13 protein-coding genes are annotated in these 14,554 nt (G+C 60.3%); 6 read left to right on the top strand and 7 right to left on the bottom strand.

Going from position 1 to position 14,554, the window contains the following annotated elements; genetic code table 11:
- The first annotated feature begins 524 nt into the window (after positions 1–524).
- On the top strand, positions 525–758 hold the full coding sequence (locus DX908_RS15195) for a hypothetical protein (protein ID WP_116393336.1): 234 nt from the start codon (positions 525–527) through the stop codon (positions 756–758).
- Positions 759–760: 2 nt separating this feature from the next.
- Here the strand turns inward: DX908_RS15195 and DX908_RS15190 are convergent, their stop codons facing one another.
- From DX908_RS15190 to DX908_RS15175, 4 genes are all read right to left on the bottom strand, one after another.
- Positions 761–2,173 carry an NAD(P)(+) transhydrogenase (Re/Si-specific) subunit beta gene (locus DX908_RS15190; protein ID WP_116393335.1) on the bottom strand — a complete coding sequence of 471 codons (1,413 nt, stop codon included), beginning with the start codon at positions 2,171–2,173 and terminating at the stop codon, positions 761–763.
- 6 nt (positions 2,174–2,179) lie between these two features.
- Positions 2,180–2,674, bottom strand: a complete 495-nt coding sequence (locus DX908_RS16830; RefSeq protein WP_267895873.1) for a proton-translocating transhydrogenase family protein — start codon at positions 2,672–2,674, stop codon at positions 2,180–2,182.
- Between the two features lie 2 nt (positions 2,675–2,676).
- Complete coding sequence (locus DX908_RS15180) at positions 2,677–3,873, bottom strand: Re/Si-specific NAD(P)(+) transhydrogenase subunit alpha (protein WP_116393334.1); 1,197 nt, start codon at positions 3,871–3,873, stop codon at positions 2,677–2,679.
- 99 nt (positions 3,874–3,972) lie between these two features.
- Complete coding sequence (locus DX908_RS15175; RefSeq protein WP_116393333.1) at positions 3,973–4,200, bottom strand: hypothetical protein; 228 nt, start codon at positions 4,198–4,200, stop codon at positions 3,973–3,975.
- A 180-nt stretch (positions 4,201–4,380) separates the two neighbouring features.
- On the opposite strand from DX908_RS15175, the gene DX908_RS15170 reads away from it, so the two are divergent.
- The gene (locus tag DX908_RS15170) at positions 4,381–5,883 is read left to right on the top strand and encodes a sigma-54-dependent transcriptional regulator (RefSeq protein ID WP_116393332.1); all 1,503 of its coding nucleotides are present in this window, start codon (positions 4,381–4,383) and stop codon (positions 5,881–5,883) included.
- A gap of 9 nt (positions 5,884–5,892) precedes the next feature.
- On the opposite strand, the gene DX908_RS15165 is transcribed toward DX908_RS15170, so the two are convergent.
- The 3 genes from DX908_RS15165 to DX908_RS15155 all read right to left on the bottom strand — a co-directional run bounded on the left by DX908_RS15165 (position 5,893) and on the right by DX908_RS15155 (position 8,631).
- Positions 5,893–6,846, bottom strand: a complete 954-nt coding sequence (locus DX908_RS15165; RefSeq protein WP_116393331.1) for a DMT family transporter — start codon at positions 6,844–6,846, stop codon at positions 5,893–5,895.
- 31 nt (positions 6,847–6,877) lie between these two features.
- On the bottom strand, positions 6,878–7,321 hold the full coding sequence (locus DX908_RS15160; protein WP_116393330.1) for a Dps family protein: 444 nt from the start codon (positions 7,319–7,321) through the stop codon (positions 6,878–6,880).
- A 110-nt stretch (positions 7,322–7,431) separates the two neighbouring features.
- On the bottom strand, positions 7,432–8,631 hold the full coding sequence (locus DX908_RS15155; RefSeq protein ID WP_116393489.1) for a pyridoxal phosphate-dependent aminotransferase: 1,200 nt from the start codon (positions 8,629–8,631) through the stop codon (positions 7,432–7,434).
- Between the two features lie 83 nt (positions 8,632–8,714).
- Between DX908_RS15155 and DX908_RS15150 the strand changes: the two genes are divergently transcribed.
- The 4 genes from DX908_RS15150 (at position 8,715) to DX908_RS15135 (ending at position 14,534) form a co-directional block, all read left to right on the top strand.
- Positions 8,715–9,872 (top strand): mechanosensitive ion channel family protein, encoded by a 1,158-nt coding sequence (locus tag DX908_RS15150; protein WP_116393329.1) that lies wholly within the window; start codon positions 8,715–8,717, stop codon positions 9,870–9,872.
- Positions 9,873–10,045: 173 nt separating this feature from the next.
- Positions 10,046–11,281, top strand: a complete 1,236-nt coding sequence (locus DX908_RS15145; protein ID WP_233508741.1) for an acyl-CoA dehydrogenase — start codon at positions 10,046–10,048, stop codon at positions 11,279–11,281.
- Positions 11,278–13,506 carry a thiamine pyrophosphate-dependent enzyme gene (locus tag DX908_RS15140; protein ID WP_116393328.1) on the top strand — a complete coding sequence of 743 codons (2,229 nt, stop codon included), beginning with the start codon at positions 11,278–11,280 and terminating at the stop codon, positions 13,504–13,506. The genes DX908_RS15145 and DX908_RS15140 overlap by 4 nt, the downstream gene beginning before the upstream one ends.
- Positions 13,503–14,534 carry an ACP S-malonyltransferase gene (locus DX908_RS15135; protein WP_116393327.1) on the top strand — a complete coding sequence of 344 codons (1,032 nt, stop codon included), beginning with the start codon at positions 13,503–13,505 and terminating at the stop codon, positions 14,532–14,534. Before DX908_RS15140 ends, DX908_RS15135 begins: the two co-directional genes overlap by 4 nt.
- Positions 14,535–14,554: the final 20 nt, after the last annotated feature.

Below are 14,554 nucleotides of genomic sequence, written 5' to 3'. Positions count from 1 at the left end.
GTCGCATTGGGAAGGGATTTTCTCGTTCCGTTAGCGCGCTCGGCCGAGCGCGGGATAGTGGGCATGCGTTTTTCACTCATACACTGTCGCCCCGGTTGGAGGGATAAAAGCGATCTCCACCTCTCTCTTGGTAAGGGAGAGGTCGGCATTGCGTCAGCAATGCCGGGTGAGGGTGTGCTGGATGTGTACACTGACCATAGAGCCCCTCACCCTGACCCTCTCCCCGGTTCCGGGGAGAGGGGACGCAGGTTCCGCCATCTCAAGCTCTTCTCTCAACCCGCTCATCCCCGCGAAGGCGGGGATCTGCCTCTGAGGCGCTGGTCTCTCATTTTCAAAGCGCGCAACGATGAATCCAACCACCCCACCCGAAACCAGATGCCCGCCGGAGTTTAGTCCGGACTTGATCCAGGCCAGGCATGTGCGGAGGGATGGGCAAACCAGAGCAAGCGGGGATGAGATTTTGATATGCGCCCTCTCCCGGCATGCAGTATAGTTCTCACCGTAAAAATAAACGGAGCCACACAATGCCGCAATTCGACATGATCCTGCTCGACGAGAAACAGGTAGAAGGCACGGATGTCCTTCAGCATACGGCGGGATCTCCGGCGCGCGAGGGTGGCGGGGACGAGACCTATCGCTGCGGGCGGTGCAAGACGAAACTCCTCGTCAATGTCGCCCATCACGATGCCCATGGCGTTGTCGTCAAATGCGGCAAATGCGGCAGCCTGAACACTGAGCCGCATCACCACCATCACTGACGTCAATCCATCGCTTTGACGATGTCCTCGCACATTTTCTTGGCATCGCCGAACAGCATCATCGTGTTGTCACGGAAGAAGAGCTCGTTCTGTACACCTGCATAGCCTGACGACATCCCCCGCTTGACGAAGAGGACCGTGCCGGCATTTTCGACATCAAGGATCGGCATGCCGTAAATCGCGGAGGTCTTGTCGGTCTTCGCCGCCGGGTTGGTAACGTCATTGGCGCCGATCACGAAGGCGACATCGGCGGTCGAGAATTCCGAGTTGATGTCCTCAAGCTCGAACACCTCATCATAGGGCACATTCGCCTCGGCAAGGAGGACGTTCATGTGCCCCGGCATCCGACCCGCGACTGGGTGGATCGCATATTTCACATCGACGCCCTCATGTTTGAGGAGGTCGGCCATCTCGCGAAGCGCGTGCTGGGCCTGCGCGACTGCCATCCCGTAGCCGGGCACGATGATGACTTTGCCGGCATTCTTCATGATGAAAGCCGCATCATCCGCACTACCCTGTTTGACCGGGCGCTCTTCGCCATCCCCGCCAGCGGCGGCGGCATCATCGCCGCCAAAGCCACCAAGGATCACCGAGATGAAGCTGCGGTTCATCGCCTTGCACATGATGTAGCTGAGGATCGCCCCAGAGGAGCCGACCAGCGCCCCGGTGATGATCAACGCCATATTCTCGAGCGTGAAGCCAATCCCGGCAGCCGCCCAGCCCGAATAGGAGTTCAGCATGGAGACGACCACCGGCATGTCCGCCCCGCCGATCGGAATGATCAGGAGGAAGCCGAGCGCAATCGCGATCAGGGTCAGGAGGAGGAACAGCATCGGGCTCTGCGCGCCTGAGACCAGCATGATAACCAGCACCAGTGAGGCAACGGCAAGGCCGATATTAATGAGGTGCCGGGCGGGCAACAGGATCGGCTTGCCCGACATGCGGCCATCGAGCTTGGCAAAGGCTATGAGCGAGCCTGAGAAGGTCACGGCACCGATGAAAACACCGAGCGCCATCTCGACAATGGCCCTGCCCTCAATCGCGCCGGGCTCACCAATGCCGTAGGCGCGCGGCGCAAGGAAGGCCGACCACGCAATCAGCACGGCGGCAAGGCCAACCAGCGCATGGAAAAAAGCCACAAGCTGCGGCATCGAGGTCATCGCGACTCGCCGGGCGATAATCGCCCCGGGGATGGCACCTGCCACGACTGCGACAATCACCCAGAACCAGCCGCCAAGGCCGGCATCGCCAAGGAAACGGCTCGAGAACAGGGTCGCAAAGATCGCAATGCCCATGCCGATCATGCCGAAACGATTACCGCCCCGGGCTGTGACCGGGCTGCTCAGCCCACGGAGCGCCAGGATGAAGAAGATACCGGCGACGATATAGAGAATGGCGGTGAGATCGTTATTCATAGGGGCTTAGCTCCCCTTCTTTTTATACATGGCCAGCATTCGCTGGGTCACGAGGAAGCCACCAAATATGTTCACGCTGGCCAGCGCCACCCCGACAATGCCCAGAAAGCGGCTCAACGTGCCGGTCGGGCTCTGGGTGATATCCGCGCCGACCGCGATCAGCGCGCCAACGATGACCACGGAGGAAATCGCATTGGTAACCGACATCAGCGGCGTGTGAAGCGCCGGGGTTACCGACCAGACGACATAATAGCCGACGAAAACCGCAAGGACGAAGATCGCCCCAAGGAACACCCATTCGGAGACATGCGCCTGCGAGGCGAGTGCTTCGAGCGGCGAGACGAGGTCATGAACCTGACGGCTCGCCTCTTCGGCCTGCATCGCAGCATCGTTCAGGGTTTCAGATGCCTGACGGAGTTCCTCCGCGGCAATCTTCGCCTGTTCGGCAGCTTCCTTGCCGGTGAGGTGTTCAGCGACTTGTTCTTCTTCCTGAAAGGCCATGATCAGGCATCCCCTTCATCGATGATTTCTGGCTCGGAATCCTCAGCGACTTCCTCAACGGGAAGACTTTGAATCGGTGGACTGCCGCCAAACTGTTCGTGCACGATCTGCCCGTCGCGGGTCAGTGCGATCCCGCGGACGATCTCATCCTCCCAATCGACCGCGACCTGTTTTTCTTCTTTGTCGGTGATCAGGGTGATGAAATTGAGGAGGTTCCGGGCATAAAGATTGCTGGCTTCGCCGGGCAGGCCAGCAAGGATATTCTTCGGCGCAAGGACTTTCGTCGCCCCGAGCGTGAAGGCTTCTTCGCCGTCACCGCCCTCAACATTGCCGCCGCGAGGGGCGGCCAAGTCGACGACCACGCCGCCGGGGCGCATCGACGTCACCATCTCTGTCGTCAGCAGTTTCGGTGCCGGGCGGCCGGGGATCAGCGCCGTCGTGATGACGATGTCCATTTTCTTCAGATGCTCAGCGACGAGATCTTTCTGGGCCTGCTGCTGCTCGGGCGTCAGCTCCTTGGCGTAGCCGCCTTTGCCCTCGCCCTCTTCCATCGCTTCTTTCACGAAGATGAAAGTGCCGCCGAGGCTCTCTACCTGCTCACCGGCCGCTGCGCGGACATCGGTAGCGGAGACCACAGCGCCAAGGCGTTTGGCGGTCGCAATCGCCTGAAGGCCCGCAACGCCTGCCCCCATGACGAATACTTTCGCCGGCGCGACCGTACCTGCGGCCGTCATCATCATCGGAAAGGCGCGGCCATATTCATGTGCCGCATCGACCACTGCCTTGTAGCCGGCAAGGTTTGCCTGGCTGGAGAGCACATCCATCGACTGCGCCCGCGTGATCCGCGGCAACAGCTCCATGGCAAAGGCATCGACACCGGCCCCGGCATAGTCCGCCAGCCGCTCCTGCTCTTCCCACGGATCGAGAAGACCGATCAGTTTGGCGCCGCGGCCCATGCTGGCGAGTTTGGATTTACCCGGCGGGGAAGAAACGACGACGATATCCGCCCCGGAAAGAACGCTCTCGGCTTCACCGGTCGAGGCCCCCATCTCCTGATAGGCGGCATCGGAGAAACCGGCAGCCTCACCGGCGCCGGTCTCGATTGAGACCTCCGCGCCGAGGGCCGCGAGCTTCTTCACCGTTTCAGGCGTGGCCCCGACCCGCGGATCCTTTTTGGCCTTGAGAACGGCAATTTTCATGGGCTTCCTCCGGCAGAAACAGGCAAATGCCGAGGGGGCTTACCGGAGTCGCTCGCGTGCGGCGAGGGGGAAACAGCAGAAAATCGCGTATACGGGATGCTAGTGCATGAAGAAGGACTTGGAGATCCCGTAAAGACCAAGCCATGTCAGGAAGGACAGAAATAACGACACGAAAATGCCGGCATCCAGTAGAAGCAGGGCCACAAACATGGCAATCGCCCCGCCGACCGGCAGGCCGACACCAAAGCCAAAGGACATCATGCCCTTATACATCTTGCGGTGATTGTCAGAGGGATAATGGGAGGCGGTGCTCTCAGGCGTGGACATTGGGGGCTGCTCCTCAGCTCAATCGAATTTGCGCATAGTCATAATCTGCTCGGCGACAAGTTCAACAATTTCAACTCCCCTAACTTAAAGGCGCATCATTTCGGGACGGTTTCACCGCATATTTACCGCAAGGCGTTAGGCATAGGGCCTCAGTTGCTTATTCTGCCAAGGGAAATTCCGATGCCGCAAACCGTCCTGATCGTTGATGACGACCCCGTCCACCGCCGCCTGATGCAGGGTGTGTGTGAGCGTGCGGGCTATTTCGTCGCCACTGCGCCAGACGGCCAGCATGCGATCGACCTGCTGCGCAGCTCAGAAGGCGCATCTGTCGGGGTCATGCTCCTTGATTTGATGATGCCGAACATGTCGGGCCTTGAAACCCTTGAAGAGCTTCGCCGTTTCCGCGAGGATCTTCCCGTCATCGTCCTGACGGGCAAGGGCTCAATCGACACGGTGGTCGAGGCGATGCAGGCGGGCGCCAATGACTTCTTCGTCAAACCGGCCAGCCCCGAACGGGTTATCGTCTCCCTTAAACAGGTGCTGGAAGTCAAAACGCTGCGCGGTGAAGTCCGCCGCCTGCGGATGAAGAATGACGGCACGATGAACTTCTCCGACCTCATCGGTGACAGCCCTGCCCTCAAAGCCGTTGCCAAGATGGGCGAGCGGGCTGCGACGTCGAACATCCCGATCCTGATCACTGGCGAAAGTGGGACGGGCAAGGAAATGATCGCCCGCGCAATTCAGGGCGAATCTGACCGCGCCGGCCAATCGTTCGTCACAGTCAACTGCGGTGCCCTGCCCGAAAATCTCGTTGAGAGCGTCCTCTTTGGCCATGAGAAAGGCGCCTTTACGGGCGCTGTCGGCAAACATGCCGGCAAGTTCCAGGAAGCCAATGGCGGCACGATCTTCCTCGATGAGGTCGGTGAGCTGCCACTTGAAGCCCAAGTCAAACTCCTCCGCGTCCTGCAGGAAGGAGAAGTTGATCCGGTCGGCGCCAAGAAACCCGTCAAGGTCGATGTCCGCGTGATCTCTGCGACCAACCGGAACCTTGAAGAGGAAGTTCGGGCGGGCCGGTTCCGTGAAGACCTCTTCTACCGCCTCAACGTCTTCCCGATTGAAACGCCGCCCCTGCGCGCGCGCCGCGAAGACGTCCCTGCGCTGATCAAGCATTTCATTGAGCACTATAATGCTTCCGAAGGCCGCAAGGTCCGCGGCATGCAGCATCAGGTAATGGAAGTGCTGACCGCTTATGACTGGCCGGGCAATGTCCGCCAGCTTGAGAACACGGTCTTCCGGGCCGTTGTTCTTTCTGACGGGGTATGGCTGACGCCGAATGATTTCCCGATGCTCTCGGCCCAGTTCGAAGCGGCAGGTGTCACTGACGTTCCGCCGCCGCATGAAGACGACGCCTTCGAGATGGAAGAAACTTTCGAGACGCCGCCTGTGCACGATACGATGCAGGAAGACGAACCGGTCGGCTATCAGCCGAGCGAAGCCGTCCACCTGCTTGATCAGGAAGGTCATCTGCGGAATTTGGCTGAAATTGAACGCGACCTCATCGCTATGGCGATCGAGAAATATGATGGCCAGATGTCGGAAGTCGCCCGCCGTCTCGGCATTGGCCGCTCGACCCTCTACCGCAAGGTTCAGGAGCAGGGCATCGAGGTCAAACGCGCGTCTTAAACAGCGCCTCTATTCAAGGATATCGCTCGCGGGGAGTCTTGCTTCCCTGCGAGCGGTGAAATGCGTTTCGAACGCGACCAGCAGGCAGGCCCCGATGATGATCGCCGCCCCTGCATAGAGCCGCAATCCCGGCACCTCCCCGAAAAAGAATGCGCCGAACAACGCGCTCCAGACGAGCGCTGTATATTCGAATGGCGCGAGCCTTCCGGCTTCCGCGCTCGAATAGGCAAAGGTCATCAGTAGCCAGACAGAAACACCGATCACCGCGAGCAATCCGAGGGCCGGCAGACCTGCCGCTCCCGGCCAGACCGGCGGGCCGTCCCTCATGACCAGCGCCGCACCGATCAGCACAATCCATGTGAACACTGCCGCAACGACATTCGAGAACATGACGATGGTCACCGAATCCTCGGTCTGCGCCCGTAACCGGATCAGGACGAGCGTCATCGCGTAAGTCACAGCGGCCACGAGCGCGAAGACAACCCCGAGCCACCGCGCCTGAGGCTCAATCTCCGTACCGCCAAAGCCCGTCGCGGTCAGCGCGACGCCTGCAAAACCGATCAGCGCGGCCAGTACTGCTGTCCTGTTCATCCGTTCTTTCAGGATCAGCCGCGCGACCGGCGCGACCATCAGCGCGGCGGTAAAACCGATCACGGTTGCCATCGCGAGTGGCAGGATCGCCAGGGCCGAGAAAAAGCTCAGGACGGTGATTGAATAGACCGCCCCCCGCATTGTGTGAAACCGGATCGCGGCTGCCGTCGGCATACCGCCGCCCCGAGCCAGATATATGCTGAGCACGATGACGGCGCCAAACAGGAACCGCCATGCTGTCAGCGTGAGGACGGGCGTATCGGCCGCGATCGCCTTGACGGTTGCATCAAGGACTGAGCCGAAGAAAACGCCAAGCGCACATAGAAAAAACGGGCGGAGAGAAGTCATCTCTTCGCCCGTCTCATTTTTCACGGGGAAGTCAAGCCTTCCCGCTTTTGCCGGCTCAATCCGCCAGCGAGCTTTTCAGCATCCAGCGCATTTTCTCATGCGCGGAAATCAGCGGCGCCAGCAGATCTTCTGTGCCGGTGTCGCCCTCTTCGGAAGCCGCTTCGAGGGCTTCCTCGGCATCTTTGATCCAGAGTGTCTGGTCGGCGACGAGGTTCTTCAGCATGACCTGCGAGGACGGCACGCCATTGTCGGATTCCTCGATATTGGCGGCTTCCGCCATCACGCGGGCCGAGACCGGCGCATATTCATCAAGAGCGCGGATGCGCTCGGCGATGTCATCGAGGCTCGCCCAGATCTGGCGGTACTGTTCCTCGAACAGATTGTGCAGGGCGTGAAAGTTCGGACCCGTCACATTCCAGTGATAGCTGTGGGTTTTGACGTAAAGAACATAGCTGTTGCCCAGAACGCGGGTGAGAGATTTTGCGATATCAGAAGACATTGTAGTGCTCCTCTCCATGTATTCGATGAATCGGATATAGGCGTCTCACCGAAGCATTCAAATTGACTTCGGCAGTAGGGCCCATCGGAAAAATCGATAGTCCGCGCCGCTTATCCAAGCCCTGTGACAAACTGTGCCAGACGGTCCATCGATGTCTCGAGCGCCGCGGTATCCGTCGCATAAGAGACGCGGAAATGCCCCGGCGCACCGAAGGCCGTGCCCGGCACGGCGGCAACGCCTGTCTCTTCGAGAAGCTGCAGGCAGAAATCTCCATCAGTGCCGATCTCGCCGCCGGGGCCTTGTCTGCCGAGCACGGATTTGCAGCTCGGAAAGACATAGAACGCGCCGCCGGGCGTCGGGCAGTCGAGCCCCATATCGTTGAGCTTTGAGAAGACTAAATCGCGGCGCGCCTGAAATACTGACCGCCACTCATCGAGAAATCCGTGATCGCCATTGAGTGCGGCCACGCCTGCAGCTTGCGTCACCGAGGATGGGTTGGACGTCGCCTGCCCGGCCAGCTTACGCATTGCTGCCATCAGCGGCACGGGCCCCGCGCCGAAACCCAGCCGCCAGCCTGTCATGGCATAGGCTTTTGAGGCACCATTGACGATCAGCGTGCGCTCCTTGAGCGCGGGCACGACAGCCGGCAGCGTCGTCACCGCCTCGCCATAGGATAAATGCTCATAGATATCATCCGTCAGCACCCAGACATGCGGGTGACGCAGCAGCATCTCGCCGATCTCGGCCAGCCGCGCCTTCGGGATGACCGCCCCGGTCGGATTGTTCGGTGAGTTGAGAAAGAGCCAGCGGGTCTTCTCCGTGATCACAGCTTCCAGCGCCTCGGCCGAAGGCACGAACCCTTCGCTCGCCTTTGTCTCGACAATCACCGGCACCCCGCCCGCGAGCCGGACAATATCCGGATAGCTGACCCAGTAAGGCGCCGGGATGATGACCTCATCCCCCTCCCGTAGGGTCGCCAGCATCGCCGCGAAGATCAGAAACTTACCCCCGCTGGTTGCCATGATGGCATCATCTGCATAGTCGAGCCCGTGATCCCGGCTGAACTTTCGCGCGATTGCAGCTTTTAGCGCTGTGGTGCCATCGACAGCCGTATAGCGGGTCTCGCCTTCATCAATGGCTCGTTTCGCCGCTTCGCGAATATGGGCGGGCGTGTCGAAATCAGGCTCACCGACCGAGAGTGCGATCACGTCGCGGCCTTGCGCTTTCAGGTCCCGCGCCTTCTGCGTGACCGCCATGGTCGCGGAAGGCGCCATCGCCTCGAGCCGGGGAGAAAGTATGAGCGATGTCATCTGAGCCTCATTTGCCGGGAACCTGACCTGCCCCGCATGCATTATGCCTCACTGTAGACCGGGCAAGGGGGCAGGACGCAATCATGTTGTTTGAATTCGCAGTGCGCGATAGGCCGCAGCGCAGTTTCAGCGATATGGGACTCGACATGCTCGATCAGATGATGACGTCCGTTACAGAATTTTTTGAATGGCTGATGGCCGATGGCACGATCTGGGCCATTTGGACGACGGCTGCCGTCCTGCTTTTCGTCGGCTTGCGCTTCCTGCGCGCGATCGTCGCCGGGCTTTTCAAGAACGATAGCCGGCCGGCAAATTCCTTCCGCAACATTGTCGGGCATCTGATCTCCGCAACGAACAGCCTTTTCCTCCTTGTGCTGTCTTTCGTGGTCACCATTCCCTTTGTCGGCATCGAGTTGAGCGAGCGCTGGCACACCATCCTGATGTCGAGCTTTATGGTCCTCTTCGTTCTGCAAGGGGCGTTCTGGGGACGTGTCGTCGTTAAAGCCCTGCTCGAAGGGATGATGGAGAAGCACAGCTCAGACACAGGCACGTTGCGCAATGCCCAGTCCCTGATTGGCCTTTTCGCGAATTTCGCGATTTTCGCCATTGCGCTGATCACCATCCTGCAGAATCTCGGTCAGGATGTAGGCGCGCTGATCGCAGGTCTCGGGGTCGGCGGTATCGCCATCGCCCTTGCAGCCCAAAACCTCTTCAAGGATCTTTTCGCCAGCCTTTCGATCATTCTCGACAAACCCTTTGTGAAGGGTGACTTCATCGTTTGGAACGGCCTGATGGGGAATGTGGAGCGGATCGGCCTCAAGACAACGCGGGTGCGCGCGCTCTCCGGTGAACAGCTCGTCGTCTCGAATGACTCGCTCCTCTCAAATGAGATCCAGAACTTCAAACGCATGGCTGAGCGCCGCGTCGTCCTCTCGCTCGGAGTGACCTATCAGACCTCCCGCGAGACGCTGGAGGCCCTGCCCGGCCGTCTGCGCGATCTGATCGATCCGCGCGACCTCTGCCGCTTTGATCGCGCGCATATGGCCACCTACGGCGACAGCGCGATTGTCTTCGAGCTGGTCTTCTACGTTCAGTCCCCTGAGTATAACATCTTCATGGACGAAAAGCAGGAGATCCTGCTGGGCATCCACAGGCTGTTTGAGGAACTGAATGCGGACTTCGCCTATCCGACCCGGACGCTCTGGGTCGAGGGCATGGGCGGCGCAGGCAAGGCCGAATAGGTTTCGAGCCGATTCTGCCAGTCGCGCCCTTCCCTGCGCCAGAAATCTGCATGCCGCGACCGCCCGCTTGAGAGGGGTTGGCTTGTGCGTCAGACCGTTCCAAGAGCACGCGAAATAACGCAAAAAGACAGCTTTCGCGGAGCGCGACCGGCGCGGCGAAAGACGGGAGAGTGATGATGGCAGATGGCACCAATGAGACCCCGGCCCTGAAGGAAAAGGACCGCCCCGATCTCAGCACCTTTAACTGGGACGATCCGTTCCGGCTCGAAGACCAGTTGACCGATGAGGAACGACTGATCCGTGACACGGCTGCGGGCTTTGCGAAAGATACGCTCGCGCCGCGCGTCATCAACGCCTTCTCCGATGAAACCGTCGATGCGGGCCTATTCCCCCTGATGGGCGAGACGGGCCTTCTCGGCGTCACCCTGCCCGAAGAATATGGCGGCGCCGGTGCCGGTTATGTCGCCTACGGACTGGTTGCCCGCGAGATCGAGCGGATCGATTCAGGCTACCGCTCAATGATGTCGGTGCAGTCCTCACTCGTCATGTATCCGATCTATGCGTACGGCTCGGAAGAGCAGCGCAGGAAATACCTCCCCGGCCTGTCGAGCGGCACGCTGATAGGCTGTTTCGGCCTGACCGAACCCGATGCAGGCTCCGACCCCGCCGGGATGAAAACCCGCGCCGAGAAGATCGATGGCGGCTACCGGCTGTCGGGCTCCAAAATGTGGATCACCAATTCTCCGATTGCGGATGTCTTTGTCGTCTGGGCAAAGTCCGACGCGCATGACGGCAAGATCCGAGGCTTCGTCCTTGAAAAAGGCATGAAGGGTCTCTCCGCCCCGAAGATCGGCGGCAAGCTTTCGCTCCGCGCCTCAGTTACCGGTGAGATCGTCATGGACGGCGTCGAGGTCGGCGAAGACGCGCTTCTGCCGAACGTACAGGGACTGAAAGGTCCCTTCGGCTGTCTTAATCGCGCGCGCTACGGCATTGCCTGGGGCGCAATGGGCGCCGCAGAATTCTGCTGGCACGCGGCTCGCCAATACGGCCTTGACCGCAAGCAGTTCAACAAACCCCTCGCCCAGACACAGCTCTATCAGAAGAAACTCGCCGACATGCAGACCGACATCACGCTCGGGCTGCAGGCCGCTTTACGCGTTGGCCGCCTGATGGATGAGGCGAATGCCGCGCCGGAAATGATTTCCCTCATCAAGCGGAACAATTGCGGCAAGGCGCTCGACATAGCCCGTCTCGCCCGCGACATGCATGGCGGCAATGGTATTTCGGAGGAATTCCAGGTGATGCGTCACCTGATGAATCTTGAAACCGTCAACACCTATGAAGGGGCCCATGACGTGCACGCCCTGATTCTGGGCCGTGCCCAGACTGGTCTGCAGGCCTTCTTTTGAGCACCCTCACTGACCGCGCGGAAATCGTCCACACGAATTTCCTGAACCGCATCGAGGCGGGAGAGCTTCCCGCCTCGGCAAACAATTTCGGCCTCGCAGAAGCCGGGCTGACAAAAGAAGAGCTGGTTGAGCTCTTCCATATCCAGCTTCTCAGCCGGCATCTCGACCGCATGTCCCGCAAGCTGCAGGCCCGCGGCGAAGGGTTCTACACGATCGGCTCCTCCGGGCACGAAGGGAATGCCGGGATTGCCTGTGCGCTGCGGCCTGATGACATGGCGTTCCTTCATTACCGGGATGCCGCCTTCCAGATCGCCCGCTCGCGGCAGGTGCCCGGCAGCACGCCGCTCTGGGACATGCTGCTCAGCTTTACAGCGTCAGCGGAGGATCCCATCTCTGGCGGGCGACACAAGGTGCTCGGCTCGAAGACGCTGTTCATTCCGCCCCAGACATCGACCATCGCTTCACATCTGCCCAAAGCGGTGGGCGCCGCCTATTCCATCGGGGTTGCCGAGCGCCTCAGGCCGGAACATCAGCAGCTTGCGGATGATTCCATCGTCATGGTCAGCTTTGGCGATGCCTCGCTCAACCATTCGACAGCGCAAGGTGCGATCAACACCGCCTGCTGGTCGGCCTATCAGAATTCGCCCATGCCGCTCTTGTTCGTTTGTGAAGACAATGGCATCGGCATATCGACGCGCACGCCGGGCGGCTGGGTCGAAGCCTCGGTCCGTGCGCGGCCCGCGCTCAAATATTTCCGTTGTAACGGTCTTGATGTCGCCGAGACTCATGCTGTCGCCGCCGAGGCCGCAGCTTACGTCCGTAGACAGAGGAAACCGGCCTTCCTGCATATGGGCTGCGTGCGCCTTTATGGTCATGCCGGGGCCGATGCCCAGACCGCCTACATGTCCGCCAAGCAGATCGAGGCGGAGGAAGCCAAAGACCCCCTTCTCTCCACCGCCGCCCGCCTGATCCGTGAAGGGATCATGAGTGCGGAAGAGATCCTCACCACCTATCGCGGTGTCAGCACCCGTGTCGAACGCGCCGCCGAGCATGTCATCGCCCGGCCGAAGCTGAAGACGGCAGATGACGTCATGGCGAGCCTCATCCCGCCCAGACGCACCTGCGCACCGGCACGGGAGACCAGCAAGACGGACCGCGAAAAGCTCCTTGGCAAGAGCGATGTCCGTGCCCTCGGTGAGCCGCAGCATATGGCAAAACTTATCAATCTGGCGATGACGGACCTCATGCTCGCCCATGAGGAAATCGTCCTTGCCGGGGAAGATGTTGGCAAAAAGGGCGGCGTCTATGGCGTCACCCAACGCCTGCAGGACCGCTTCGGCCGCACACGGGTGATCGATACCCTGCTTGATGAGCAGTCGATCCTCGGGCTTGGCATCGGCATGGCGCATAATGGCCTGTTACCGATGCCGGAGATCCAGTTCCTCGCCTATCTGCACAACGCCATCGACCAGCTCCGCGCGGAAGCCGCGAGCCTCTCCTTCTTCTCGAATGGTCAGTTCACGAACCCCATGGTCATCCGCATTGCCGGGCTCGGCTATCAGCGGGGCTTCGGCGGGCACTTCCACAATGAGAACACAGTTGCCGCGATCCGGGATATCCCCGGCCTTATCCTTGCCTGCCCGTCCAATGGCCGCGATGCCGTCCTGATGCTAAGGGAATGCGTGCGGCTCGCACGGGAAGAGCAGCGTCTCGTCGTCTTCCTCGAGCCCATCGCGCTTTATATGGTCCGTGACCTTCACGAAAAGGGCGATGGCGGATGGATGTTTGATTATCCGGCGCCTGACAGTACCGACATCATCGGTCTTAGTGAGGTGGGCGTGCACGGCGAGGGCAAGGACCTCGCTATCGTCAGTTTTGCGAACGGCACCTATCTCTCGCAGCAGGCGCAGAAAGTCCTTCAAGACGAGCACGGCATTGCTGCAACCGTCATCGATCTGCGCTGGCTCTCGCCCCTGCCGAAAGACAGCTTGCTCGACGCGCTCAAAGGTCACAACCGTGTACTGATCGTTGACGAATGCCGCGAGCAGGGCTCGCACAGCGAAGCCCTCACCACGCTGCTGAAAGAAGAAACAGACCTTGCGACCGCCCGGCTGGTCGCCACCGACAGCTATATCGCGACCGGTCCCGCCTATGGCGCGACCATGCCTGACCGCGACGGCATCATTTCTGCCGCCCTCGCGCTGGCCAAGGGAGACGCGAAATGAGCAAGACGAAACGCACTGCTCTCGTCGTTGCGCCCGGCCGCGGGGTCTATAACGCCGCTGAACTTGGCTATTTCCACCACCACCATGAGAGCCGCCTCAACCTGCTCTCGGGTTTTGATGCCCAGCGCGCTGAACGCGACCAGACGAGCCTTGCAGAACTTGATGGCGCCGAGCGATTCACGCTGTCGAAGTTCACTCGCGGCGATAACGCCTCAGGGCTCATCTATGCCTGTTCCTATGCGGATTATCTGGCGATTGACCGGGAGGCCTTCGACATTGTTGCCGTTACTGGTAATTCCATGGGCTGGTACACCGCCCTTGCCTGCGGCGGCGCGCTTGATGGCGATCAGGGGTTTGAGGTCGTCAACACCATGGGCACGATCATGCAGGAGGATCTGATCGGCGGTCAGCTGATCTATCCTTTCGTGGATGGCGACTGGCGGGAGATACCCGGCAAGCGGGAGGAACTCCTCGCTCTCGTCAAAGACATCCCGGACCTGCATGTCTCGATCCGGCTCGGCGGGATGCTGGTGCTGGCAGGCATGGAGCTCGCGCTGAAGGAAGCGGAAAGCCGCCTACCCCTCATTCAGGACCGCTACCCGATGCGGCTCGCCAATCATGCGGCATTTCATACCCCGCTGCTAGAAGGAAACTCCGCACGGGGAAAATCGGCGCTGCCGCCTTCTCTTTTCGGCCAGCCTGAAACACCCATGATCGATGGACGCGGCCATGTCTGGCTGTCGAAGGCGACCCCGATTGAGACGCTGTGGGACTATACGTTCGGAGAGCAGGTCACGCAGACCTATGACTTCACCCGCGCGGTGATCACAGGACTGCATGAATTTGCGCCCGATGTCGTGATCCTGCTTGGTCCGGGTACGACGCTTGGCGGCGCAACAGCGCAAGCCATGATCGAATGCGAATGGGGCGGCCTGACCTCGAAGGCGGACTTCATCGCTCGCCAGAAAGAAGACCCGCTGATCCTTTCCATGGGCATGGACGATCAGCGCAAGGACGTCATTGCCTGACCGCGCAGAACGCGTGCCGT

Origin of the sequence: Parvularcula marina (assembly GCF_003399445.1) — a bacterium.
Taxonomy (GTDB): Bacteria; Pseudomonadota; Alphaproteobacteria; order Caulobacterales; family Parvularculaceae; genus Parvularcula; species Parvularcula marina.
Note: the sequence above shows the minus strand (reverse complement) of the source record. Positions and strands in the feature narration are given on the sequence as shown.

Excerpts from the sequence above, each read along its gene's own strand:
- DX908_RS15190 (WP_116393335.1), bottom strand. The coding sequence starts at position 2,173 with ATGAATAACGATCTCACCGCCATTCTCTATATCGTCGCCGGTATCTTC.
- DX908_RS15155 (WP_116393489.1), bottom strand. The coding sequence starts at position 8,631 with ATGACATCGCTCATACTTTCTCCCCGGCTCGAGGCGATGGCGCCTTCC.
- DX908_RS15175 (WP_116393333.1), bottom strand. The coding sequence starts at position 4,200 with ATGTCCACGCCTGAGAGCACCGCCTCCCATTATCCCTCTGACAATCAC.
- DX908_RS16830 (WP_267895873.1), bottom strand. The coding sequence starts at position 2,674 with ATGGCCTTTCAGGAAGAAGAACAAGTCGCTGAACACCTCACCGGCAAG.
- DX908_RS15195 (WP_116393336.1), top strand. The coding sequence starts at position 525 with ATGCCGCAATTCGACATGATCCTGCTCGACGAGAAACAGGTAGAAGGC.
- DX908_RS15180 (WP_116393334.1), bottom strand. The coding sequence starts at position 3,873 with ATGAAAATTGCCGTTCTCAAGGCCAAAAAGGATCCGCGGGTCGGGGCC.
- DX908_RS15150 (WP_116393329.1), top strand. The coding sequence starts at position 8,715 with ATGTTGTTTGAATTCGCAGTGCGCGATAGGCCGCAGCGCAGTTTCAGC.
- DX908_RS15160 (WP_116393330.1), bottom strand. The coding sequence starts at position 7,321 with ATGTCTTCTGATATCGCAAAATCTCTCACCCGCGTTCTGGGCAACAGC.
- DX908_RS15135 (WP_116393327.1), top strand. The coding sequence starts at position 13,503 with ATGAGCAAGACGAAACGCACTGCTCTCGTCGTTGCGCCCGGCCGCGGG.
- DX908_RS15170 (WP_116393332.1), top strand. The coding sequence starts at position 4,381 with ATGCCGCAAACCGTCCTGATCGTTGATGACGACCCCGTCCACCGCCGC.
- DX908_RS15145 (WP_233508741.1), top strand. The coding sequence starts at position 10,046 with ATGATGGCAGATGGCACCAATGAGACCCCGGCCCTGAAGGAAAAGGAC.